This is a genomic window from Paenibacillus shirakamiensis (assembly GCF_017874255.1).
Taxonomy (GTDB): domain Bacteria; phylum Bacillota; class Bacilli; order Paenibacillales; family Paenibacillaceae; genus Fontibacillus; species Fontibacillus shirakamiensis.
The window spans coordinates 267,300-290,233 of record NZ_JAGGLD010000003.1 but is presented as its reverse complement, the minus strand read 5'-3'; the positions used below and the strand labels follow the sequence as shown (position 1 = coordinate 290,233).

The window sequence follows — 22,934 nt, the reverse complement described above, 5'->3', positions numbered from 1 at the left end:
CGAACATCCAAACCTTTTGAATCGGCTAACATATTGTATAGAGATTACAAAAGGAGGGGAAATACATGGCCACAATTATAGATAGAGGAAGCTCCGTAGCTTCTACAGGAACACAAACGTTGAGCATTCCTATTCTGGGAACAGCAAATCCTACAACTTTAGCAACATTTGGACTTTTTACTGTTACTGGTGGGAGTGCATTATTATCAACGACGGTAGGTTTCCAGACGACTGCGGGTGTTCCAAGTGTCATTTTTACGATTCTAAGAGATGGACAGCCCATCTTCAATGTAGGCGCATCGGGTTTATCTTTATTGGCAATTACTCCTATTAATATAACTTTCCTCGATAATGCACCGGCTGGTTATCATGCATACTCGTTGGTCGTAGCAAACAACAGTCTAAATATTTTGCTGAATACAGCAAGTGTTACTGGACCTGTCTCATTTGACGGAATATCCATCGGTTAAAAAATAAAGAGTATGTTCAACCCTATATTAGGGTCTGAACATGCTCTTTCCATTTTATTGAGGACTTTTGTTGAGGACATAAGTAAATTACTTTCTTAGAGATTAAAACTTTTAGGTTCATTGGAGTAGAATTGGAACTTTCTTAGTGCTGAACCACAAATAGAACATCGTTATAAGATGAAATTCATCTGAAATTCTGGAAACAATTTAGCAGCAGGATCTGTTGGAATCCTGACATAAAAAATAGATGGAAATGGGATATATAATAAGTCTATAAGCCCTCGCATCCGTAGCTAATTTTACATAGAATGAAGGGTTCTAAGAAATCCGAACTGCATATGAGGAGGAGAATTTAAATGGGTGAAGTAGGTTGTTGTGATAACAATATTGGTGGATATGGCGGCGGCTGGACATCTACAGGTGCAATTTTGGTACTATTTATCTTGCTCGTAATCATATCTAAAACAATTCTGTACTAATTGTATATTTGAAATGAGAAGAACCCCTGAAACATTTCCAGGGGTTTTATTGTGCGGAAAACAGGCGGAGTACATAGAAATGTCGCTATTTAGACTAAGGATAATCCTGTGAATATAATGGGCCCCACTACATTGGCTCTATTCAAGGAATAGTCGTTAGAGATGGAAGCTAGCAGCGTGTAGGAATGATAACCAGCAGGCATACCCGAATCTACAAATGCAAAATCTAAGGTTTCAAGGGCATTGACAGTGAAGAGTGTAGACTGGCTGGTGGCTATTACGGTGGAGTCACGAATTAGAGAGATCAGTACTGAGGGGGACCCTGTAGTAACTTGCAGGCCTAGAGTAACCTGAAGTTGGACGATGCCGCCCGTATTCGTCGAGAGTCCGAATTGAGCCAGTGTATTTCCATTGGGATAAGCTACTAGAGGTGTGGAGATGGATTGAGTAAAGCTTGTGGGAATGCTTTTTCCAGAGTCAATAATTGTTAGATTCATAGTTCCTCACTCCAATAAATTAGAATACTTACATTCCTAATATATGAAAATTTCATTAAAACTCTTGGATGATCGTCTTTATAAGCTATTAAATTGAGTATCGTTAACATTCATGATTTAGAAGTAGCCATGAATAGTTAATGCTGCAGAAAGTAATTTTTATTTGATTTGTTATTTTTTGCCCGTAAGCCTGTTCGAAAATCTTCTAAGATACATAATCTATAATACGAAATGATGAATGGATAGGGTGAGAGAGGAGTTGGAATTAGAGTGCCATATACAACAGGAGCCATATTTAATCCGTTAACTGGATCTACGGCAGCCAGCCAAATTCGGGTCGTCTGCATTAATGATTCTCAAAATAGTATAGCTAATATAGAACTTGAGATATTTCAGTGGAGTGCTAGTGGAATTAGTAGAGCACCGCTTGGGCATAATCTCATCGCGCTTCAACCACAGAGCACGCAGAGCTTTACGTATACTTTGTTCTCCGCGGTATTTTATGAAGTGCAGATAGATTATTACAGTGCTACCAGTGCTGTAGTTCATGTATTTGGACTGGATGTCAACACGAATGTGGTGCAGCGCGTGCTACAGTCAGAGATGAGTCCGATTGATAGATTAACGTTAATCCCTTAATTTGGACGTAGGAGATGAGGATGTGGCAGTCAATATTACAGCAGGTTTGCCGGGGAATCACTTTGAACCTTCCATTGCCGTGAATTCGGTATTATCGAATAATATGTGTGTAGTCTATGTTGATGATAGCTTGGGGACAGCACGAGTGGGTGTAGCTACTTCCTCTAATAGCGGACAGACATGGACTACTCAAATTTTGCCGCAACCCAGTGGATATATGAGCGGAGAAGCACCGACGGTAGACTATACATTTCCGAATACGTTTATTGTTGCCGTTCATGTATACAATGATTTTAATGATGGCACGATTGTAAGTTACACTTCGTTTAATAATGGAGTGAATTTTAATCCTCCTGTTATCGTCGAGCGAGGATACGGTACCATTGTTCATAATGATGAGCCTTTTATTGCTGTGGATCGTTCGCCAGGCAGCCCGTATCTTGGAAATGCTTACGTAAGTTACACCCCACTGTTCAATTACTCCGCTATCTTTTTCCAACGTTCACTGGATGCGGGAGCCACTTGGATTAATACAGAAAGACTTAGCGATCCTAGAGGGTTTCATGATAGAGCTGCTATAGCGGTAGGGCTATCCGGGGAAGTTTATTCCGGATATGTCTTGACAGGACCGACTAATCCTGCTGCTAATTTACGGATCTCGTATGATGGGGGCGCCTCGTTTCAACCCTCTGTTCAACATGAATCGATTTTAATTTCTACGGTTGTTCCTGCGCAATCTCCCCTACCTGTTCCTGGGTATGGCTTTCGGGTTCAGACAAACTTGACTCTGGGAGCAGATATATCTAGTGGATTAGGAAGCGGAAATGTATACGCAGCTTGGAATGATTTTCGTAATGGTTATGCAGAGATACTATTGTGCACATCACCGGATGGGCAATTATGGTCCAAACCTATGAGCATCACCGGAGCGCCACCAGGAACTCAAAATTTCTTTCCTTCCATAACGGTATCTCCATCAACGGGTACAGTTCGGATTATTTATTATACCAATCAAGTAAATGGTTTTCTGTTGGATGTATTTGTGTCCGAATCCTTCAACGGGGGACGATCTTTTACCAGTAGAAGGTTGTCCGATTTTTCATTTAACCCTAATGGGAATTCCCCAGTTCCGCTAGACCTTATTGGAGATTATATTACCGCCGCAACCAGTCTGCCCGATACACTGGCAGCCGTATGGAATGCAGCCACACCAGCTACTGGTAATGAAGATATTTATTTCTCGACATGATTTTAGGAAGGGTGAAATAACAACTACTTTCTAATTGGTACGGCTGTTTTTGTGCAGGGGATAGTCTTAAATATGATTATTAGCATCAAAGTTGTCGTAAAACATTCAAAGAAGAATGTCTAAGGGGAACTAGCTATAAAAAAGAAGAATCGGGTTAGTTCCGAGTCTTCTTTTTTTGTGTTATGGAAATTGAATTTTTGATTATGAAAGTTAAAAAGCAGCCTCTTTATAAGAGGATTGTGCCTTGCTAAATTGTGCCTTCCTGGATCGCTCAATTCGCTTCGCTCTAACTATAGCGTTGAGTTTGTTTTTTAAAAGAGAATTCCGGTCAATAAAATCATAAATCCAACAATCCCAATAGATATTCCTACTATTTTTAAATAACCTATGTAGCCTTCACTGGGTTCGTAATCGATACTAGATCCCCTCGGTCTAAAAAACCATGAGTCTGGCTTTCTATAAGAAAAAATGCCAAGGGCTATAAATACAATTCCAAAAATAATTCTTCCTATTCCTGACATAGGATCACCTCTAGGAAATTATATGTGAAGTCCAAACATTGAGAATGAGCTTATGTACCTCTTGTCCTATGCACTCGTTTTTGTATTTGTATTAGCAATGTTATTTGGAGTATCCATCTTGGATTTCATTTGTAGAAGCTGTTCAATTAATTGATCTCGATTAATTAGCTTAACTTGGTTTGACTTTGCTAAATTATACGCTTGCTGTGTGTAGTCACTGTTCGTAACAACCCAAGCCTCAGATGCTTTATAATGTGCTTTTGCTCCTTGAACCTCTTGAACCGCTTTTAGGCCGACATTTTTGCTATACCTTTTGGCCTGTACTACAATATTTTGTATGATAGAAAAGTTAATTCGACAACTATTCCTAATAACCTCTTTTAATTTACAAAATATTCTATATGAAAGAAAGCATATATAATGCTTTGCTACGTAAAAACAAATTCATTTTTTTTAAAAAGTGTGATTTATATCACAGTTAATGTGAAATTTTTCACATATAATAAAGACATGAAAGAGATGATCATCTTCCATCAAACACAAAGAAGCCGAACACCAAGAATAACAGCTTTCAAAGTGCTTCCTAAAATAACACCAAAACGAGGAGTGGATTGTAATGTTCAACAACTGGCTGAGAAACAACAAATTGGCAATGTGGTTACTGACGGTGGTACGCATCTACCTTGGATATACCTGGATCAAAGGCGGCATTGAGAAATTAACAGGCGGATTTGATGCCGGAGGCTTCCTCCAAGGCGCTATCGCCAAGGCAAGCGGCGATCACCCCGCCGTGCAAGGCTGGTGGGCGGCATTCCTGGAACATGGCGCACTGCCTGGGGTGAAATTGTTCAACGTCGTCATCCCGCTTGGTGAAACGCTGGTAGGTCTTGGGCTCATCCTAGGTACCTTTACCACCCTTGCTGCCCTGATGGGTATGGTAATGAACTTCGCCTTCCTCTTCTCGGGCACCGTAAGCACCAATGCCCAAATGGTAGTGCTGGAGATCTTCATCGTCGTCGCTGCTGCCAATGCCGGACGCATCGGACTTGACTACTGGGTAATGCCTTATGTACGCGGCCTCTTCCACAAGAACAACCATGATGTTGCTCCTGCACCTGCTCCGCAAGGCGGGGTGAAGAAAATTAAAGGCGCGGCTTAACAAGCCGAGTCGATGAAGAAAGCGTAATTACTGAAAGAGTGAACCAGTTTAGAAAGAGGAGTATTATATAGTTGTAAATCTAATATCAATAGTAGATAAGTCTAGACTGGATATTAAAATATTACTACTATATACGGATAGTATTCAGTTTAATATAGGGATTTTGCCTCACAGACGTAAACGTATTGCAGTTGAGAAGCTAATTAAAGTTAAAGCCTTGAGAGCTTGATTGGACTCGGGGCTTTTATATTTAGAGCTTTCCCTTAAAAAACACTAACCATTTATAGGCTAGTGTTTTTTTTATCTTACTTTAATTATCTGCCATGTATCTTGCTTCTTAATTCGTGAATTTTTCTTTAGTTTATGAAATTAATAATAGTAATTCTCTTTACTAGCTGTTAGTCGAAAGCGGATTTATGTGATTACGGTAGCATAAACTCAAAAGTTTTAGGACATAACAATTTAAGAATTGAAAAACACAACAAAGAAATGAGGATGAAAATGAAAAAGCGATTATTAATGTCAATCTGTACTGTATGTATCTCGTTTATGTTAGTTACTCCATCTTTAGCATTCGCTAATAATGAATCATCACAAAATGGAGGTACAGGTTCAAGCAGCAACGTTACGGGAAGCTATGGAACAAATAACTATAAAACCTATGCTAACGATGATGATAATAAAACAGACTTGGGCTGGTTAGGTCTTTTGGGCCTCTTAGGCCTGTTAGGACTGCGCAAAAAGCATGATGATCCAAGGGATCCAAGAACCTAGTTAATGACTACATTCAGATGCCGTTAACGAGCAATGAACAGTAGATGGAATGGAATGAAGAGATCCCTGTGGCTGTGGACAGTCACAGGGACTTTTTTATTTAAATGAAATGACTCTGGTGACGTGCATAATTTTATCGGCAAACACCTCTATAAAATCAATCTGACCTTAAAGATCTGGCGAAAATTCTAATAGGAGACAGTAAACAAAATATTGTCATTATCGATATTATTGTGAAAGAAAGGTTGGTATATAAGGGTTCTAATATTAAAAAAATTGGGTGCCCTTTTCAGAGCACCCTCATGGGAGAGGAGAAACCGGACGAAGAGCTTATGGGGAAACGTAAGTCTTCTCCGCGGTTGTCTACGACATTTGGTGATGTCGATATCTTCAGTTTGTCCGTTCGGGTTAGTTTTATACCTCGTATTCACAAAAAAGGGAATTCGGAGGAATGTATTTTTCAATCTAATCCGGAGTGTGGTACGATATCGTCATAAAAAAGCGACACGGCTTAGTGACGATGAGAACAGGGTGTGACATAAGTTGCGGGTAATTTCAGGCAGTGCAAAAGGTCGGCCGCTCAAGGCGGTCCCAGGAACAGGGACTAGACCGACGACAGATAAGGTGAAAGAGGCCATTTTTAGTATGATTGGTCCTTATTTTGATGGGGGACAAGCGCTGGATCTTTTCGCAGGAACAGGGGGATTAGGCATTGAAGCGCTTAGCCGAGGGATGGACAAGGCGGTCTTCGTAGATTTGGAATATAAGAGCTTGGAAGTCGTTAAGTCCAATCTTGCGGCTACACGGTTAACCGAACAGGCTGAAGTATTTAAGAATGATGCTCAGCGGGCGCTGAAGGCGCTATCCAAAAGGGACACGCAGTTTGATCTCGTATTCCTAGATCCACCGTACCGTATGAAAAATGGAGATCAGCTTATGCTTCAGATGGAAGAACTAGGGTTACTAGCAAATGAAGCTATACTCGTTCTGGAATATGAATCCTCTTACGTCTATCCTGAGCAATTCGGGAATTTCGAATGTATCCGCAAGACAGCATATGGAGAGACAGCGGTGTCCATTTATAGTTACGACAAGTCCAGGGACACACAAGCTGTTCAGGATAAGGAGGAAGAGCATCATGAATGAAGTGAACTTAGGTCTGCGCATTGCAGTATATCCGGGGAGTTTTGATCCGGTTACCAAAGGACACATGGATATTATTCAGCGTGCTGCGAAGCAGTTCGACCGTTTGGTAGTCGCAATTAGCAACAATACGAGTAAAAATCCTTTGTTTACGGTAGAAGAAAGAAAGACGTTACTTGAGCAGACCACGAGACATCTGCCGAATGTTGAGATCGATACATTTCAAGATTTATTAGTGAATTATACGATTCAAAAACAAGCTCATGTCGTTGTGCGCGGCATTCGTTCAGTAACTGATTTTGAATATGAAATGCAAATGGCTTCCACAAATCACAAGCTGAACAGTGAAGTGGAGACCATTTTTATGATGACAAACCCGAAATATAGTTATTTAAGTTCCAGTGTAGTAAAGGAAATTGCTCATTACCAAGGGGAAGTTGCGGATCTGGTTCCCGATGAAGTGAATGAGATGCTAAAGCTCAAGTATTTAGAGAGAAATCGCAAATAATCTATAGCTTAGACTGCTGTTTTTTCCAGATCAGGGAGAAAAGGATGAGAGATGCTATGGTAATGGTGAGAATAATACTTTGCCAAGGCCATAGGAAAAGAGCTTGTTTCCAGCCTGGCAGTATGGCAGCACTATTATAACCAGCCATTGACATGCCATTTGCCAAATAGGTAGGTAGAGCCTCTGGAAATATGCGGACAAGGGGTATCCATAACAAAAAAGTCAGTCCAAATGCAGTGATTGCGTGCAGTAGACGCATAAGAATAAATCCTTGTATGCGTAGTCCAGCAGAGATCATTACGGCTTGTACTTGAAGATAAGCACATAGACCACTCCATCCTAGGATTGCGCTAAGAAGGGCAGCTTGGAAGGCGGGGGATGAGATAGCAGATTCAGCTACAGCATAGGCTCCTAAATGAATCTCAACTAATCCCGGTAGAATATAAGATGCGATGGTGTCGGGTAGAAACTGTCCAGCCATCCGAAGGATGACAGCAAAGATTAACATATACCCACCTACCATCATGAGCGTCTGAACAGACGTGGTCACGGTATCTCCTAATAGCTTGCCAAAACTTCGTCCATCCAGCAATCTAGCTTCATTCATTCGACTTGAAGTTGAACGTAGCCAAGAGACATGGCGATCGGATGCTATCTCTGCTTGTGAAGAGGATAGAGATGTTTTTTTGCGCTGCATCTGCATCAAAAGATGAAAGGCCATACCCGCAATTAGGCCAGAAAGTACGTGAATGGAAGCTAGGAGAAGTCCTAACGCAGGACGGTGTAGAAAACCGGTACCAATGACGACAATAAGCAGCATGGGATTACAAAAGTGAGATAGGGCTGCTAGACGTTCGGCATCTCGAGCTGACAGTTGATTTTTTTTGTACAATTGTGCAGCAGCTTCAGCTCCCGCAGGAAATCCAGCCGTCAGACCCAGCGGGATTAACCAAGCGGCGGAGCCTGGTATGCCTAATAATTTTCGGAAAAAAGGATTTAACATCTGTCCTAAAGCATGAACAAACCCATAAGCTATTAACATCTGAGATAACATCAAAAAAGGTAACAGGCCTGGAAAGACAATTCTCCACCAGAGTGTAAGTCCCTGAAGGGCTGCCTCAAAAGCTGCACCAGGGTTTTGCACAACACAGATGGCTAACAGGACAGCGCCTAATCCAAGGCTAATCGTGACCATAAGGCTGTGCTCATGGGGGATAGGAATTTGCTCAGATTTATGGGGGTTCATGGTAAGTTCACCTCATAGATTTGTAATAGGTCTAGTCCAATTTATGCTAGTACACGAACATTCAGACCAGCACCTGTGCGATGTAGGTGACAAAAAGGAGAGACCCTTATTGCAACAAAGAAGCTCAAAAACCTTACTGAAATCTACGATATACGTCATTATCGTCGCTATTCTGGTCTACGTTATCGTCTATTTACCAACACCTTATATGATTGAGCAACCGGGGACTGCGGAAGAAGTAAAACCGATGATTAAGGTCAAGGTAGGCGATCCGGAAGAAAAGGGGACCTTTATGCTTACTACGGTATCGGTTACATACGCGAACTTGGCTTTATTAGCTATGTCTAGATTTAATCGGCAATCGGAGATTGTAGAGAAACCAAAAGATCAGGGAACGAAGGAATATGAGACACAGCAAGTGTATTACATGACGGATTCTCAATCGAATGCGATGACTGAAGCCTACAATCTAGCTAAAGTTCCTTACCAGATTGTACCGGAATATGTTTTTATCGTCGCGTTATCCAAAGATCCTGCGCCCAAGGGAAATTTCGTGTCGGGGGATATCGTAAGAGAGATTGAGGGAAAGGCGCTAACGCGGTTTGAAGACTTGTCATCGGCTCTTCGGGGACATAAGGTAGGCGACCATGTCCAGGTCTTACTTGAGCGGGATGGGAAAAGAATGAACGAGAATGTGGAACTGATTCCGCTCAAAGATGCAGCGACCGGAGAAGTTCGAGCGGGACTTGGAGTGAGTCTGGGAGAATACCGAAAGGTAAAAGCGAACGACCCCAACAAACAAGTGGAATTTGCATCCACACAAATTGGTGGACCTTCTGCGGGACTTATGTTCACGATGGAAATCTACAATCAATTAACTCCAGGAGATCTTAGTAAAGGCTACCGAATTGCAGGTACAGGAACCATCGGTACCGACGGGAGTGTAGGACCTATTGGCGGCGTTCAGTTCAAAATTGTGGCTGCCAACCGGGAAAAAGCCGATCTATTTTTTGTGCCTGAGAAAAATTATGATATAGCGAAGAAAAAAGCCGATGAAATCGGCACGAATATGAAGCTGATTTCCGTCAAAAAAGCGCAGGACGTGCTGGATTATCTAAGTAAGCTACCACCTAAATCCGAATAGGAGGCTGGCGATAGTCACGAAAAGCTTCAATAGCCTGACCTAGTGAATTAGCATTGGCATATACAGCAGCAGCTTGAATGTCCAGCGTAAGATATACATCATCCAGATCAGACGGCTTCGTTAGAATCGGTAACGATGCCGTCTTTTTCATGCGCTTTAAGAGCTGCTGCCCCTTGCTGGTGAATCCTAGTACGCGAATATAGGCAGGACCTTGCGCTAGCTTCTCGCGAGTGAATAGCTCACGTGGATGCTGCAATAAAATATGGACTAACATCCGCTGAAGCTTGGTATGTGTATACCGCTTAGTCTTTAGAGCTTGAAGTAAGTGATTTACAGAAAGTTCAGGCAAGATAGGCAAGACTTTGGCGATTCGGTGCTCCAGTCCCTCGGTCACTTCAAGTAGTTGAGCTAATTTGGCAGGAGACTGAACTAGTAATTCATGGAATAAGGGCTGGCGAAGCGTATCCCAAGTTATGGGCGCCCGTCCCGCTTCCATCTCACGGGCTAGAATGCTTGCAGTATAATCGGGGAGATAGGGACTAGCTGCCGCAAGCCCCGACTCCAGCAGGAGCCGCCGCACGGCCGTCGCGCTGGCAATGCGCCCTGCCCCCGGCTGCGCATCGTGATATCCGGCTGCTTCGCGCCGGATTGTAAGCGGCTGGATCGCGCTGCCTAAGCGGCGCAGCGCGATCAAATAGTGCAGCCCAAGCGCATTGTTGGGCTGCTGTAAGAGCTCGCGCGCGCCGTCTGCGGACGCGCCGCGCAGCAGCGAAGCCGCCGCCGCTGCGTAGGCGGCGGGATAGCTCACGCCCGTGGCCAGATGCTCGGCCACTTGGCGTGTAAGCTCGCTGCTCTCGGTAGCGAGCAGCGCTGCAAGCTCATGCAGCTTGGAGGTATCCCCCTCCTCACTGCCAAAGACCAAATGCGTCACGAGCCCCGTCGCCTGTAGCAGCGACACCGCCCCGTACGCGAACCATTCCGCCGGCTGCACGGCATAGCCGACCGGAAGCTCAATAACCACATCGGCGCCCATATGCAGCGCCATCTCGGTACGCGCCCATTTCGAGGCGATAGCGGGTTCGCCCCTTTGCAGAAAATTGCCGCTCATGACGGCGATCGTGGCCTCCGCACCTGAGCTTTGAAGAGCCTGAGTATAATGATAGACATGTCCGTTATGTAGCGGATTATATTCAACAATGAGGCCATTAATATGCAAAAAATTACCTCCTGAAGGTTCATAAGTGATGCTCTTCCAAAAATGATACCACGAAGACTGAGCATTTACCGAATAAAAGTGCTATAATATATAAATCTGACTTCTTCGGATAGAGATGCGTCCTTTTTCTTAAAGAGGGTTTGTATAATTAGGGAGAAAGACGTATAAGTTATTGACAAAACTCTGCCAAAATCGGTATAATAATTTTTGTTTGTTTGGAGTGGTGAACATGCACTTTCAATTTCGTAAAATAGCAGCAGCCGAAGGGCCTGTAGCTATTCATAAGGCACTGGATGTAACGAATGTCGTCCGGGACCGCAACGATATTACCCATATCAGTCCTTTGACTGCTGATCTTCAACTGATGTTCAACAGTGAAGGCATCGTGGATGTGACGGGAAACTTATCGGTGGAACTGGATATGACCTGCTCCCGCTGTCTGAAGCCCTTGAAGAAACAGATCCGTACCTATTTTCATGAATCATTCAAGCATCTGCCTAAAGGTGAAGAAGTTCAGGATGAAGAAAACGATATCATCAACGTTGCAGACGATAACGTGGACCTTGTTCCCTATGTTGAACAAGCCTTGCTTTTGAATCTTCCTTTTGCTGCTGTATGTAAAGACGACTGTAAAGGTCTGTGTTCTACATGCGGAGCTGACTTGAATGAACAGGAATGCGGCTGTGATAGAGAAGTCATCGATCCGCGTCTTGCGGCGCTCAAAGACTTTTTTAAAGAATAAGATGATGCACTAACGGTTGACTTGAATAAGGAGGTGGGAACCATGGCAGTACCTCAACGGAGAACGTCCAAAACGCGTCGTGACAAACGTCGCACGCATTTCAAATTGGCTGTGCCGGGCATGGTAAAATGTGAACAATGCGGAGAATTGAAGCTTGCTCACCACGTATGTAAAGTATGTGGAACATACAAAGCAAGAGAAATTATCAAGCAATAGTCCGACAATCAAAGTAGTGCCTACATCTTGGATGGGGTGCTATTTTTTTTGAGAATTACTAGAGCCTTCACCTAGGTAGGGGAAGGTTCTTTCTTTTTAGTAGAGGATGATTTATAATTACCTTAGTACCAGGTTCTAATATAATCGAGTTCATATAGACCACCAAATAGATGATTGCAGAGGGGGCGAACGTTATTGAACGAGTGCCTAAACGGGCTAGACAGCAGCAACTCGTCCGGATGATTGAGGAGAATCCCTTTATTACGGATCAAGAGCTGACACGCCAGTTGAAAGTGAGTATACAGACTATTCGCCTAGACCGCTTAGAGCTGGGCATACCTGAGCTTCGGGAGCGGATGAAACTGATGGCCGAGCTGAGCTATGATCAGGTCCGGTCGTTACCACTGCATGAGATTATCGGAGATATTGTAGATTTACAGTTGGACAAGAGCGGAATTTCAATTTTTGAGATTAAAGATGAACATGTATTTTCACGCACAGGCATTGCTAGAGGGCATCATGTGTTTGCACAGGCGAACTCACTTGCAGTAGCCGTCATAAATGATGAAATCGCATTGACCTCATCGGCGGATATTCGTTTTGTGCGTTCGGTTCATTTAGGAGAAAAGTGTATTGCTAAAGCCTATGTAAGGTCAGAGGCAGGAAATAAAGGCAAGGCCAAGGTGGAAGTATTTACATACGTAGGTGAAGAAATGGTCTTCCAAGGGAACTTCGTCATCTATCGTTCAGCTAAAGAAGAAGCAAGCGAAGGAGGCACACAACATGTTGATCGCCATTGATGCGATGGGTGGAGACCATGCGCCGCAATGTAATGTAGAGGGTGCCATAGCTGCCGCTAAGGAATGGAAAGATATTGAGATCGTGCTGGTAGGAGACAAAGCAATTCTTGAGCCACTCCTTACCGAAAAGCCTTCGAACCTAAGTATTCGTCACGCTTCTGAAGTTATTGGGGCAGAAGATGAGCCCGTAAGAGCGGTTCGCCGTAAAAAGGATGCCTCCATGGTCGTGGCCGGTCGTATGGTTCGAGAAAAGGAAGCCGATGCCATGATCTCTGCAGGCAACACGGGTGCCCTGATGACGACGGGACTTTTGGTAGTAGGGAGAATGGAAGGTATAGAGCGACCAGCGCTTGCTCCTATGATTCCTACGATGGATGGCCGCGGTGTGCTGGCATTAGATCTTGGAGCTAATATGGACGCTAAGCCTGAACATTTGGCACAGTATGCACTTATGGGGAGCGTCTACCGTCAGAAAGTTCATGGACTAGAGAAGCCGCGAGTAGGGCTTTTGAACGTAGGGACGGAAGCGATTAAAGGCAATGAACTAACGAAGGCTGCGTACCCGCTGCTAGAACAGTTGCCTATTCATTTTGTCGGGAATATTGAAGCACATGGGGTATTATCTGGTGCCTGTGATGTGCTGATCTGTGATGGATTTGCCGGGAATATATTGCTTAAATCGTTGGAAGGCACGGCGGGAGCTATGTTTTCCATTTTGAAAGAGAAATTTAGCAGTTCACTCAAAAATAAATTGGCCGCTGCTGTACTTATGCCTGAACTTCGGGGATTGAAGACCATGATGGATTACAAAGAACATGGCGGTGCACCTTTGCTTGGATTGGGTGGTCTGGTTGTGAAGGGACATGGTTCCTCAGATGCAGGAGCCATTAAGAATGCTTTTCGGCAAGCTCGTATAGCACTTCAGGGTCAATTGATTGAGAGTATTTCAAAGGAATTTAGTAATGGGGAGAGAGTTTAATTGACGAATTTACGTTCCGTAGGAATTGTAGGCACAGGTATGTATGTTCCAGAAAAGATTCTGACGAACGCTGATCTTGAGAAAATCGTGGATACAAATGACGAATGGATTGTCTCACGTACGGGTATTCGGGAGCGACATATCGCTGCGCCAGAACAAGCCACATCCGATTTAGCTTATGAAGCAGCTGTTCGTGCATTGAAATCTGCCGGATTAGAGGCTCATGAACTGGACCTTATTATTATTGCGACGGTAACGCCGGATACTGCGTTCCCTTCAACAGCCTGTATTCTCCAAGAAAAATTAGGAGCGAAGAAAGCGGCAGCATTTGACCTCTCGGCGGCATGCTCAGGTTTTGTGTATAGCTTGGCTACGGCTACGAACTTTATCAAGACAGGGATGTATAACAATGCCTTAGTTATTGGGGCGGATACGTTATCCCGAATCACGGATTACACGGATCGTAACACTTGTGTTCTGTTCGGAGATGGAGCGGGCGCTGTAATCTTAGGTGAAGTGCCAGAAGGCCGAGGATTCCAGTCATTTGATCTGGGTGCAGAAGGTTCAGGGGCAGATCTTCTAAAATTAGAAGCCGGTGGATCGAGGCTTCCCGCCTCAGCCGATACGGTTGAGAATGGCAAACACTTTATGTACATGAATGGCCGTGAAGTCTTCAAATTCGCAGTGCGTGTCATGGGTACTGCCACGGATGATGTGCTTAGAAAAGCAGGAATTACCAAAGAAGACGTGGACTTATTTGTACCGCATCAAGCCAATATTCGGATTATTCAATCTGCAATGAATCGACTGGATTTACCAGAGGAGAAGTGTGTAATTAATGTAGACCGTTACGCCAATACATCAGCGGCTTCCATTCCACTTGCTCTCGTAGAAGCGGCTGAGCAAGGAAGAATGAAAGAAGGCGACACCGTTCTACTGGTTGGCTTTGGTGGCGGTCTTACATGGGGTGCTTCCGTTCTCGTCTGGTAATACTTAACGATATTTATGCTGGCATGAAGGACTTGCGAAGTTCATGTTGGGACTGAAGGAGTGCATAAGCTGTAATGGGTAAAATAGCATTCGTATTTCCGGGACAAGGTTCCCAGCGCGTGGGTATGGGCAAAGATCTGTATGATGCCCTTCCTCAAGCCAAAGCACGATTTGAAGAAGCAGATCAAATTCTAGGATTTGACCTGAGCAAGATGATCTTTGAGGGACCCGAGTCAGAACTGAAAATGACCGCGAATACTCAGCCGGCCTTACTGACAACAAGTATAGCTTTGTATCAAGCATTTAGAGAAAAAGGCGTTATCCCTGACTTTTTTGCAGGGCATAGTCTTGGAGAATATAGTGCGCTGACTGCAGCGGGTATGCTTAGTTTTGAGGATGCTGTGGCGATTGTGCGGGCGCGTGGAGAATTCATGGAGCAAGCCGTACCTGGTGGGCAAGGTGCTATGGCGGCCGTGCTTGGTGCTGAACGTGAGGCGTTAGGTCAATTATGCGCTGCAATCACAAGCGAAGGACATGTGGTGGAATTAGCTAATGTGAACTGCCCAGGACAAATTGTAGTGTCTGGGAGCACGGAAGGCGTTCAAGCCGTTGTGGAGCGGGTAAAAGAAGCTGGAGGCAAACGTGCCATACCACTAGAAGTGAGTGGACCATTCCATTCTTCCTTGATGAAATCCGCTGCTAAACGTCTGGAAGCTAAACTTAGCCATGTAACCGTCTCAGCAGGTTCTGCTCCTGTTGTTGCTAATGTTACGGCACGTCCTGTAGCAAGCGAGTCTGAAGCTTCAAGACTTTTAGTGGAGCAGGTCTACGCCCCAGTATTATGGGAAGATTCGATTGCGTGGCTTATCTCCCAAGGTGTAGATATATTTGTGGAAATTGGACCAGGGAATGTTCTTGCGGGGCTCATCAAAAAAATTGATAAGAGCGTTCGTATACTGAATATCCATAACCTTGAAAGTTTGGAGCATACAAGCGAAGAACTTCTGATGCAGTCCTAATAATTAGTTAGAATCTAGCCTGCGTAAGCTAGAGATAGAAGGAATGGATTCTTCTAGCTTCTCTAGCTGCAGCTGCACCTTGACTATACAGAGGGTAACACCTCCAACAATAGTCTGAAGGAGCCGCATGCTATATGAAGAATCGTACTAGCTGCGTAGTTATTCAGAAAGGAGATTCATGTTCATGACGACACCATTAAAAGGCCAAACGGCTTTGGTTACCGGGGCATCTCGCGGAATTGGACGCAGTATTGCTCTTGCCTTAGCAGAAGCAGGTGCTGACGTAGCTGTGAATTACGCGGGGAACGAGGAAGCAGCAGCGTCTGTTGTTCGCGAAATCGAGTCCTTGGGCGTCCGTGCCATGGCGATCCAAGCGCATGTAGGCCATCCCACGCAATTTGACGGAATGGTTAAGCAGGTAGTGGAGACCTGGGGCCGCATTGATATTCTCGTGAATAACGCGGGTATTACTAGAGACAATCTAATTATGCGTATGAAAGAAGAGGAATTTGATCAGGTTATTGAGACGAATCTAAAAGGCGTGTTCAACGGAATCAAAGCCGTATCACGTCCGATGATGAAGCAGCGTTCAGGCCGAATCATTAATATTTCCTCGGTGGTTGGCGTATTGGGTAATGCAGGACAAGCTAACTATGTGGCTGCTAAAGCCGGAGTAATTGGGCTTACCAAGTCCTCTGCGCGTGAACTTGCTTCTCGTAATATTACAGTCAATTGTGTTGCACCTGGATTTATTGATACCGATATGACAGGTGAATTGCCTGAAGAAGTACGGTCAAAGCTATTGGGTGAAATCCCTTTATCCAGACTTGGACAACCCGATGAAATTGCTAAGGTTGTGTTATTCTTAACGACGGATGGAGCCTCTTATATGACAGGACAAACCCTGCATGTAGATGGCGGAATGTACATGTAAATCGAAGCTAACGGGATTTGCATGTGCTTCTATGGCATTTTGACTTTAATTCTCGTATAATACCAAAGAGGAGGTGAACCGGATGTCTGATGTATTGGAGCGTGTAAAACGCATTGTTGTTGATCGCTTGGGCGCTGATGAAGCCGAAGTAACGCTTGAAGCTTCTTTTAAAGAGGACCTTGGTGCTGATTCGCTCGACGTAGTTGAATTGGTGATGGAATTAGAAGATGAGTTTGATCTTGAAATTTCAGATGAAGATGCAGAGAAGATTACGACCGTAGGTGAAGTTGTAAACTACATACAATCTCATACCTAAGTCATTAAGAGTCCCGTTCCTTGTTTGTTGAGGCGGGACTTCTCCTCATCTGGAGATAACGATAGTGTTGTGTTCGAGATATGGCTTGAACTAAAGATTACATGCTTTGACAAGGGTTGGGTATGGGTCACGAGTACGCATTCTTTCGTTCAATCCATATGATTCAAACAGGGTGCACATGAAGTCTATACGAGGTGAATGTGTTGAAACATAGAGTAGTAATTACTGGCATGGGTGTAATGACTTCCTTAGGAATCGATGTAGATACGTTCTGGGATAATCTGCTTAACGGAAAATCTGGCGTATCTCATATCGAAGCTTTTGATGTAAGTGACTATACAACCCAAATCGCCGCAGAGATTAAGAACTTTAATCCTGAGGATTATTTTGATCGCAAAGAAGCAAGAAAAATGGATCGTTTTGTCCAGCTTGCTGTGGCAGCTGGCGGACAAGCTCTCAAAGAGAGTGGAATCGAGATTGGATCTAATATTGATGCTGAACGTATTGGCGTATCCATCGGTTCAGGGATTGGCGGATTAGGGACTTGGGAAGATCAACATAATATCTTGCTGGAAAAAGGCCCGAAACGTGTAAGTCCTTTCTTTATTCCGATGATGATTGCGAATATGGCCTCCGGGCAAATGTCCATCAATTTTGGAGCAAAAGGTCCGAATACTACGCAAGTTACGGCTTGCGCAACGGGAACACATTCCATTGGTGATTCGTTCCGTCTTATCCAACGCGGTGATGCAGATGCCATGATCTGTGGCGGCGCAGAAGCAACCATTCGTCCTACGGGTATGGCTGGATTCTGTGCTATGCGTGCGATGTCTACACGTAATGCTGAACCGGAGAAGGCAAGCCGTCCTTTTGATTCAGACCGGGATGGATTTGTTATGGGTGAAGGCGCAGGAGTTCTCATCCTTGAATCACTAGAGCATGCACAGCAGCGCGGAGCTACCATTTATGCAGAAGTCATTGGTTATGGCTTGAGCGGTGACGCCCATCACATGACAGAGCCTGATCCAGATGGAGCAGCTCGCTGTATGAAGATGGCTATCCGTGATGCGGGCATTGAGCCTATGCAAATTGATTATATTAATGCGCATGGTACTTCTACACCGGTGGGAGATCGGTCAGAGACGCTAGCGGTGAAGAAAGCTTTGGGTGATCATGCTTATAAAGTGGCGATTAGTTCGACCAAATCGATGACAGGACATTTGCTAGGGGCGGCAGGAGGAGTAGAAGCCGTAATTTGTGGCCTATCTCTCAGACATGGTATTATCGCACCTACCATTAATCTGGATAATCCAGATCCTGAATGTGATTTGGATTACGTACCTAATCATCCAAGAGAAGCGGATTTAAATATTGTCATGTCTAACTCGTTTGGATTTGGCGGTCATAACGCTACAATAATCCTTAAGAAATTCGAAGTCTAAGGAGTCAGTCTGTTGAGTGGAGATCTGAAACAGCTACAACACAAACTTCAAATTCAGTTCCAGAATCGTCAGCTACTAAAACAAGCGTTCACGCATGCATCTTATGTGAATGAACATCGTTTCAGTCAGCATGAAGATAATGAGCGCCTCGAATTTCTTGGGGATGCCGTATTGGAATTGACCGTGTCGGAATATCTATACGATCTGTTTCCGAGCCGTCCGGAAGGTGAATTGACGAAGCAGCGGGCAGCTATTGTATGCGAGCCTTCTCTAGTTAAGTTCGCCGAAAGCCTAGAGTTCGGGCAGTACGTTCTGCTTGGCAAAGGGGAGGAGTTGACGGGGGGGCGAACCCGCCCGGCGCTTCTTGCGGATGTATTTGAATCTTTTGTAGGTGCACTTTACCTGGATCAGGGACTAAATGTAGTCAAAACGTTCTTGGATAAGTTTATTTTTACGCAGGTTGTACTGAGCGGTAAGCTTCAGGTAACGGATTACAAGACGGAACTGCAAGAGGTTACACAGCATCACAACTTGGGTGTTCTGGAATACCGTATTATCGAAGAGCGGGGTCCTGCGCATGAGCGGGAATTCGTCTCAGAAGTATACATGGATGGTCGCAGTTTGGGCCAAGGTACAGGTCGCTCCAAAAAAGAGGCCGAACAGCAGGCGGCTGCGGTTGCATTACGACAGCTGAATGAATCACTGCAAGGTTAATATTAAGACCATTAACTATGATAAAAGGGACCAGGCGGAGCGATTCCGTTTGGTCCTTTTTGTGAGTGCAAGCGGCTAGCGAACAAGGCTGTATACTGGACAAGATCAGGTCCCAGAGGCCTACTGCATATGGTACAATAGGCTACAGAGGTGAGGGTAAGCGTATGTTTTTAAAACGAATTGAATTGGCAGGTTTTAAGTCATTTGCCGATCGTACAGAAATGGAATTTGTGCGGGGGATTACGGCCGTCGTAGGTCCTAATGGAAGTGGGAAAAGTAATATTTCCGACGGCATTCGCTGGGTGCTTGGAGAGCAGAGTGCCAAGTCGCTACGTGGTGGCAAAATGGAAGATATTATATTCGCAGGAAGTGATTCGCGTAAAGCTGTGGGCTACGGAGAAGTATCGCTCACGCTGGATAACACGGATCAAGCCCTTCCGCTTGATTTTACAGAAGTCACGGTCACTCGTAGGGTTCATCGCAGCGGGGATAGTGAATACTTGATTAATAAGCAGTCATGTCGACTGAAAGATATAACGGAATTATTTATGGATACGGGGATTGGTAAGGAAGCTTATTCTATTATTGGACAAGGCCGAATAGAGGAAATTCTAAGCACGCGTTCTGAAGATCGGCGCGGAATATTTGAAGAAGCTTCTGGAATTGTAAAATATAAGTCTCGTAAGAAAGAAGCCCGCAAGAAGCTGGATGATACGGAACAAAATTTGCTTCGTATTCATGATCTCGTATGCGAGTTGGAAGTTCAGATCGAACCGCTCAGGGCGCAATCAGCAAAGGCCCTACATTACAAGGAATTAAAGGAGCAACTGAAGCACCAAGAGATCTCTTTGTATATCTATCAGATCGAGCAGATTCATTCAAACTGGAGTGAAGCCAATCATACATTGGACAAGCTTCGGGAAGAACAACTTGCATTATCTACTGTAGTGACGGTTCATGATGCTAAACTTGAGAAGGACCGTTCTGTTTTGCGTGAACTTGAGAATGAGATCGAGCAGCTCCAATATCAATTGTTAACGTATAGCGAGAATTATGAGAAGAATGAAGGCTTTGGCGGATTGTTACGAGAGCGTGCCAAGAATTTGGCTCAGAATCGTCAGCAACTCTTAGAGACCATTGCTATGAATGATGAACGCCATAAGCTCAAAAAAACTGAATTAAACGCCGTAGAGGCTAGGTTCAAGCAATCTGAGCAAAGCCTTAAAGAACTGCGTAGTCAGTTATCTGCAGAAGAAGCCAAATTACTTGGGGTGACGGGCGGAATAAGTCAAGATCAGGAAGAAGCACTGAAGGATGAACTGCTTGAGATCATGAATCTGATGGCTCAGACCCGGAATGAGATTCGTTATGCAGACCAGCAGAAGGAAGGCGTGAACCGCCGGATGGAGCGGGCGGAGACGGAAGGCAGCAAATGGAGTGAAGAGCAGACGAATCTGGGCATAGTTAAGCTGGAGCTGGAGCAGAAGCTTGCTACAATGGCTGAGAATATGGCCGAGGTTCGAAAGAATTACATAGCGGAGAGCGAACGGCTGCATGCGCTTCAGAAGCTAGCTGAAGAGAGCCGCGGTGGTCTTCGCACATGGGAGCAGAAGCGAGAAGCTCTAATCTCACGCCGGGATACAATGAAAGAAATGCAGGATGATTTTGATGGCTTTGCTTTAGGCGTCAAAGAGGTGCTTAAGGCTTCACGCAAAGCAACCTTGTCTGGTGTACATGGAGCTGTGGCAGAACTAATCAAGGTGCCGGAAAAGCTTGAAATGGCCGTGGAGACGGCGCTTGGAGCGGCGATGCAGCACGTGGTGATGGAGAATGAGACTGTCTCTAGACAGGCGATTGCTTTTCTCAAACAACGTCAGTTGGGACGCGCTACTTTCTTGCCCTTAGATGTGATTCGTCCAAGACAGATTTCTGTCTCTGACAAGAAGGCCATTGAGGATGCGGAGGGATTTGTAGGCATTGGCGCTGATTTGGTAGGTTTTGAACCTCGATATGCCGATATTGTGGGCAATTTGTTAGGCAATGTCGTTTTTGCGGACTCTCTCGAACATGCCAATCGAATGGCTGCTAAAGGTGGATACCGATTCCGCGTTGTCACTTTAGAAGGGGATGTAGTCAATGCTGGAGGTTCTATGACAGGCGGAAGCCAGCATCGGAAAAATAGCAATTTGTTAGGCCGAAATCGTCAATTAGAACAATTGGATCATGATATTCGCCAAGCAGTGGAGATGATTCAGAAGCTATCCAGCAGTATAGAAGAGATGAAGCAACAATCCGTGCAATTAGAACTGAAGCTCGATCAACTTCGGGAGTCTGGCGATACGATGCGAGCAGACGAGCAGATCGTCTCAGGTGACCTGAAGCAGAAAATGCATGAATACAATCACGTCACGGAACAATTTACTTTGTACGGTCAAGAAAAGGGACACTATCTACAAGAACTGAAGGAACTTGATCTAAATAAAGTGGAGTCACAGGCTAAGCTAGAGCAACTGGAACAAAAGCAACAATCCATTCAAGATTCTATCGTTGCCGCAGAATTTGCCCGCAAAGCTAATGAATCCGCCAAAGATGAGTTAGTTATCCAACTTACCGAACTCAAAGTACGGGAGGGAAAAGGGGATCAAGAATATCTTTCTCTAAGCGAGGATCTACGTCGTCTTACAGAAGACTGTACTCTTCAGTCCAAAGAATTGGCACAGAATCGGAAGTTTTTGCAGACGATTGAACTAGAGTTAAGTCAAAATGAGTCCCAGAGCATGCTTCAAGTTGAAGACTTGAATGATTTCAAGTTGAAAAAAACACAGACTGGAGAACGGCTCGAATTCCAAAGGGCTTCCCGGACGGAACACATGAAGAAGCTTGCGTCGGATGAGAACGAGACACGTGAACAGCGTGCTAGCTTAAAAAAGGTAGACGAACAGTTAATGCAGACCGAAATTCAGGCTAATCGACTCGATGTGGAACTAGATAATGTGCTTAAGAAGCTGAGTGAGGATTACGAGCTTACCTACGAGCGGGCGAAGCTGCACTATTCCATTCCTGAGGACATTGAAGTTACTCAGCTAGATGTTAAAGAGATGAAGCGTAATATTTCTGCGCTAGGTGAAGTGAATTTAGGTGCAATTGAGGAATTTGATCGTGTATCGGAGCGTTATGAGTTCTTAAGCAGCCAAAAAGATGATCTGGTTGAGGCAAAAACAACACTGTATCAGGTGATTCGCGAGATGGACGAGGAAATGTCCAAGCGCTTCAAACTGACATTTGATGCGATTCGCCGGGAGTTCGGTAAAGTGTTCACGAAGTTATTTGGCGGAGGTAGTGCGGATCTGATCTTGCTGGATCCAGAACATCTTCTAGAGACAGGGATTGATATCGTTGCTCAGCCTCCGGGTAAAAAGCTTCAGAATCTCCAGCTATTATCGGGTGGAGAACGTGCATTAACCGCGATGGCTTTGCTATTTGCTATTTTGCAAGTTAAGCCTGTACCTTTCTGTGTATTAGATGAGGTGGAGGCTGCACTGGATGAAGCGAATGTTATCCGTTTTGCCCAGTACCTGCGTGAATTCTCCGAGCAAACGCAGTTCATCGTAGTGACTCACCGCAAAGGAACGATGGAAGAAGCAGATGTTCTCTATGGGGTCACAATGGAAGAGGGAGGCGTATCCAAATTAGTCTCGGTGCGCTTGGAAGATGAAGATTCTGAAATTGCTTAGGCT

General features: G+C 44.6%; 26 protein-coding genes. 21 read left to right on the top strand and 5 right to left on the bottom strand.

Annotation, left to right across the window (positions count from 1 at the left end):
- Nucleotides 1–65: 65 nt before the first annotated feature.
- Nucleotides 66–470 carry a hypothetical protein gene (locus tag J2Z69_RS10805; protein WP_209862076.1) on the top strand — a complete coding sequence of 135 codons (405 nt, stop codon included), beginning with the start codon at nucleotides 66–68 and terminating at the stop codon, nucleotides 468–470.
- A gap of 356 nt (nucleotides 471–826) precedes the next feature.
- Complete coding sequence (locus tag J2Z69_RS19305) at nucleotides 827–949, top strand: hypothetical protein (RefSeq protein ID WP_281069401.1); 123 nt, start codon at nucleotides 827–829, stop codon at nucleotides 947–949.
- Nucleotides 950–1,038: 89 nt separating this feature from the next.
- Here J2Z69_RS19305 and J2Z69_RS10800 read toward each other — a convergent pair whose 3' ends face one another.
- The gene (locus J2Z69_RS10800) at nucleotides 1,039–1,446 is read right to left on the bottom strand and encodes a hypothetical protein (protein ID WP_209862073.1); all 408 of its coding nucleotides are present in this window, start codon (nucleotides 1,444–1,446) and stop codon (nucleotides 1,039–1,041) included.
- A 270-nt stretch (nucleotides 1,447–1,716) separates the two neighbouring features.
- Between J2Z69_RS10800 and J2Z69_RS10795 the strand changes: the two genes are divergently transcribed.
- Both J2Z69_RS10795 and J2Z69_RS10790 read left to right on the top strand, forming a co-directional pair.
- Nucleotides 1,717–2,085: a hypothetical protein gene (locus tag J2Z69_RS10795; protein ID WP_209862069.1), complete on the top strand. Its 369-nt coding sequence runs from the start codon at nucleotides 1,717–1,719 to the stop codon at nucleotides 2,083–2,085.
- A 22-nt stretch (nucleotides 2,086–2,107) separates the two neighbouring features.
- Nucleotides 2,108–3,334 (top strand): exo-alpha-sialidase, encoded by a 1,227-nt coding sequence (locus J2Z69_RS10790; RefSeq protein WP_209862067.1) that lies wholly within the window; start codon nucleotides 2,108–2,110, stop codon nucleotides 3,332–3,334.
- A gap of 311 nt (nucleotides 3,335–3,645) precedes the next feature.
- Here the strand turns inward: J2Z69_RS10790 and J2Z69_RS10785 are convergent, their stop codons facing one another.
- On the bottom strand, nucleotides 3,646–3,855 hold the full coding sequence (locus tag J2Z69_RS10785) for a DUF6199 family natural product biosynthesis protein (protein ID WP_209862064.1): 210 nt from the start codon (nucleotides 3,853–3,855) through the stop codon (nucleotides 3,646–3,648).
- Between the two features lie 66 nt (nucleotides 3,856–3,921).
- The gene (locus J2Z69_RS19170) at nucleotides 3,922–4,185 is read right to left on the bottom strand and encodes a restriction endonuclease (protein WP_342591586.1); all 264 of its coding nucleotides are present in this window, start codon (nucleotides 4,183–4,185) and stop codon (nucleotides 3,922–3,924) included.
- 286 nt (nucleotides 4,186–4,471) lie between these two features.
- On the opposite strand from J2Z69_RS19170, the gene J2Z69_RS10775 reads away from it, so the two are divergent.
- The 5 genes from J2Z69_RS10775 to coaD all read left to right on the top strand — a co-directional run bounded on the left by J2Z69_RS10775 (nucleotide 4,472) and on the right by coaD (nucleotide 7,439).
- Nucleotides 4,472–5,014, top strand: coding sequence for a DoxX family protein (locus J2Z69_RS10775; protein ID WP_209862062.1), 543 nt, complete (start codon nucleotides 4,472–4,474; stop codon nucleotides 5,012–5,014).
- Nucleotides 5,015–5,515: 501 nt separating this feature from the next.
- Nucleotides 5,516–5,788, top strand: a complete 273-nt coding sequence (locus J2Z69_RS10770; protein WP_209862059.1) for a WGxxGxxG family protein — start codon at nucleotides 5,516–5,518, stop codon at nucleotides 5,786–5,788.
- Between the two features lie 302 nt (nucleotides 5,789–6,090).
- Entirely contained in the window at nucleotides 6,091–6,285 is a 195-nt protein-coding gene (locus J2Z69_RS19165; protein WP_245339207.1) for a single-stranded DNA-binding protein, read from the top strand.
- Nucleotides 6,286–6,331: 46 nt separating this feature from the next.
- Nucleotides 6,332–6,934: a 16S rRNA (guanine(966)-N(2))-methyltransferase RsmD gene (gene rsmD, locus J2Z69_RS10760; RefSeq protein WP_209862056.1), complete on the top strand. Its 603-nt coding sequence runs from the start codon at nucleotides 6,332–6,334 to the stop codon at nucleotides 6,932–6,934.
- Nucleotides 6,927–7,439: a pantetheine-phosphate adenylyltransferase gene (gene coaD, locus J2Z69_RS10755; RefSeq protein ID WP_209862053.1), complete on the top strand. Its 513-nt coding sequence runs from the start codon at nucleotides 6,927–6,929 to the stop codon at nucleotides 7,437–7,439. The genes rsmD and coaD overlap by 8 nt, the downstream gene beginning before the upstream one ends.
- Nucleotide 7,440: 1 nt before the next feature.
- Here the strand turns inward: coaD and J2Z69_RS10750 are convergent, their stop codons facing one another.
- A complete protein-coding gene (locus J2Z69_RS10750; RefSeq protein ID WP_209862050.1) occupies nucleotides 7,441–8,685 on the bottom strand; it encodes a nucleoside recognition domain-containing protein in 1,245 nt (414 codons plus the stop codon).
- A 109-nt stretch (nucleotides 8,686–8,794) separates the two neighbouring features.
- Between J2Z69_RS10750 and J2Z69_RS10745 the strand changes: the two genes are divergently transcribed.
- Complete coding sequence (locus J2Z69_RS10745) at nucleotides 8,795–9,829, top strand: SepM family pheromone-processing serine protease (RefSeq protein WP_245339206.1); 1,035 nt, start codon at nucleotides 8,795–8,797, stop codon at nucleotides 9,827–9,829.
- On the opposite strand, the gene J2Z69_RS10740 is transcribed toward J2Z69_RS10745, so the two are convergent.
- On the bottom strand, nucleotides 9,816–11,045 hold the full coding sequence (locus J2Z69_RS10740; protein ID WP_209862045.1) for a nucleotidyltransferase: 1,230 nt from the start codon (nucleotides 11,043–11,045) through the stop codon (nucleotides 9,816–9,818). The two genes, J2Z69_RS10745 and J2Z69_RS10740, sit on opposite strands and share 14 nt — an antisense overlap.
- Nucleotides 11,046–11,274: 229 nt before the next feature.
- Here J2Z69_RS10740 and J2Z69_RS10735 point away from each other — a divergent pair, with 229 nt between their 5' ends.
- From J2Z69_RS10735 to smc, 11 genes are all read left to right on the top strand, one after another.
- The gene (locus J2Z69_RS10735; protein WP_209862042.1) at nucleotides 11,275–11,787 is read left to right on the top strand and encodes a YceD family protein; all 513 of its coding nucleotides are present in this window, start codon (nucleotides 11,275–11,277) and stop codon (nucleotides 11,785–11,787) included.
- 42 nt (nucleotides 11,788–11,829) lie between these two features.
- On the top strand, nucleotides 11,830–12,003 hold the full coding sequence (rpmF, locus tag J2Z69_RS10730; protein WP_026263995.1) for a 50S ribosomal protein L32: 174 nt from the start codon (nucleotides 11,830–11,832) through the stop codon (nucleotides 12,001–12,003).
- A gap of 203 nt (nucleotides 12,004–12,206) precedes the next feature.
- Entirely contained in the window at nucleotides 12,207–12,803 is a 597-nt protein-coding gene (gene fapR, locus J2Z69_RS10725) for a transcription factor FapR (RefSeq protein ID WP_209862665.1), read from the top strand.
- Nucleotides 12,787–13,782, top strand: a complete 996-nt coding sequence (plsX, locus tag J2Z69_RS10720; protein ID WP_209862040.1) for a phosphate acyltransferase PlsX — start codon at nucleotides 12,787–12,789, stop codon at nucleotides 13,780–13,782. The genes fapR and plsX overlap by 17 nt, the downstream gene beginning before the upstream one ends.
- Nucleotides 13,783–14,772: a beta-ketoacyl-ACP synthase III gene (locus J2Z69_RS10715; RefSeq protein ID WP_209862037.1), complete on the top strand. Its 990-nt coding sequence runs from the start codon at nucleotides 13,783–13,785 to the stop codon at nucleotides 14,770–14,772. It begins immediately after the preceding gene.
- Nucleotides 14,773–14,846: 74 nt separating this feature from the next.
- Nucleotides 14,847–15,791: an ACP S-malonyltransferase gene (gene fabD, locus J2Z69_RS10710; protein WP_209862034.1), complete on the top strand. Its 945-nt coding sequence runs from the start codon at nucleotides 14,847–14,849 to the stop codon at nucleotides 15,789–15,791.
- 184 nt (nucleotides 15,792–15,975) lie between these two features.
- A complete protein-coding gene (gene fabG, locus J2Z69_RS10705) occupies nucleotides 15,976–16,725 on the top strand; it encodes a 3-oxoacyl-[acyl-carrier-protein] reductase (protein WP_209862031.1) in 750 nt (249 codons plus the stop codon).
- Between the two features lie 82 nt (nucleotides 16,726–16,807).
- Complete coding sequence (acpP, locus tag J2Z69_RS10700) at nucleotides 16,808–17,041, top strand: acyl carrier protein (RefSeq protein ID WP_024630176.1); 234 nt, start codon at nucleotides 16,808–16,810, stop codon at nucleotides 17,039–17,041.
- A gap of 203 nt (nucleotides 17,042–17,244) precedes the next feature.
- Nucleotides 17,245–18,483, top strand: coding sequence for a beta-ketoacyl-ACP synthase II (fabF, locus tag J2Z69_RS10695; RefSeq protein WP_209862027.1), 1,239 nt, complete (start codon nucleotides 17,245–17,247; stop codon nucleotides 18,481–18,483).
- Between the two features lie 12 nt (nucleotides 18,484–18,495).
- The gene (rnc, locus tag J2Z69_RS10690) at nucleotides 18,496–19,197 is read left to right on the top strand and encodes a ribonuclease III (RefSeq protein WP_209862024.1); all 702 of its coding nucleotides are present in this window, start codon (nucleotides 18,496–18,498) and stop codon (nucleotides 19,195–19,197) included.
- 164 nt (nucleotides 19,198–19,361) lie between these two features.
- Nucleotides 19,362–22,931, top strand: a complete 3,570-nt coding sequence (smc, locus tag J2Z69_RS10685) for a chromosome segregation protein SMC (RefSeq protein ID WP_209862020.1) — start codon at nucleotides 19,362–19,364, stop codon at nucleotides 22,929–22,931.
- Nucleotides 22,932–22,934: the final 3 nt, after the last annotated feature.

Coding starts and splice junctions, on each gene's coding strand:
- acpP (WP_024630176.1), top strand. CDS start 16,808: ATGTCTGATGTATTGGAGCGTGTAAAACGCATTGTTGTTGATCGCTTG.
- J2Z69_RS10770 (WP_209862059.1), top strand. CDS start 5,516: ATGAAAAAGCGATTATTAATGTCAATCTGTACTGTATGTATCTCGTTT.
- J2Z69_RS19165 (WP_245339207.1), top strand. CDS start 6,091: ATGGGAGAGGAGAAACCGGACGAAGAGCTTATGGGGAAACGTAAGTCT.
- fabG (WP_209862031.1), top strand. CDS start 15,976: ATGACGACACCATTAAAAGGCCAAACGGCTTTGGTTACCGGGGCATCT.
- plsX (WP_209862040.1), top strand. CDS start 12,787: ATGTTGATCGCCATTGATGCGATGGGTGGAGACCATGCGCCGCAATGT.
- J2Z69_RS10785 (WP_209862064.1), bottom strand. CDS start 3,855: ATGTCAGGAATAGGAAGAATTATTTTTGGAATTGTATTTATAGCCCTT.
- J2Z69_RS10805 (WP_209862076.1), top strand. CDS start 66: ATGGCCACAATTATAGATAGAGGAAGCTCCGTAGCTTCTACAGGAACA.
- coaD (WP_209862053.1), top strand. CDS start 6,927: ATGAATGAAGTGAACTTAGGTCTGCGCATTGCAGTATATCCGGGGAGT.
- fabD (WP_209862034.1), top strand. CDS start 14,847: ATGGGTAAAATAGCATTCGTATTTCCGGGACAAGGTTCCCAGCGCGTG.
- smc (WP_209862020.1), top strand. CDS start 19,362: ATGTTTTTAAAACGAATTGAATTGGCAGGTTTTAAGTCATTTGCCGAT.
- J2Z69_RS10800 (WP_209862073.1), bottom strand. CDS start 1,446: ATGAATCTAACAATTATTGACTCTGGAAAAAGCATTCCCACAAGCTTT.
- rpmF (WP_026263995.1), top strand. CDS start 11,830: ATGGCAGTACCTCAACGGAGAACGTCCAAAACGCGTCGTGACAAACGT.
- J2Z69_RS10735 (WP_209862042.1), top strand. CDS start 11,275: ATGCACTTTCAATTTCGTAAAATAGCAGCAGCCGAAGGGCCTGTAGCT.
- J2Z69_RS10775 (WP_209862062.1), top strand. CDS start 4,472: ATGTTCAACAACTGGCTGAGAAACAACAAATTGGCAATGTGGTTACTG.
- J2Z69_RS10750 (WP_209862050.1), bottom strand. CDS start 8,685: ATGAACCCCCATAAATCTGAGCAAATTCCTATCCCCCATGAGCACAGC.
- J2Z69_RS19305 (WP_281069401.1), top strand. CDS start 827: ATGGGTGAAGTAGGTTGTTGTGATAACAATATTGGTGGATATGGCGGC.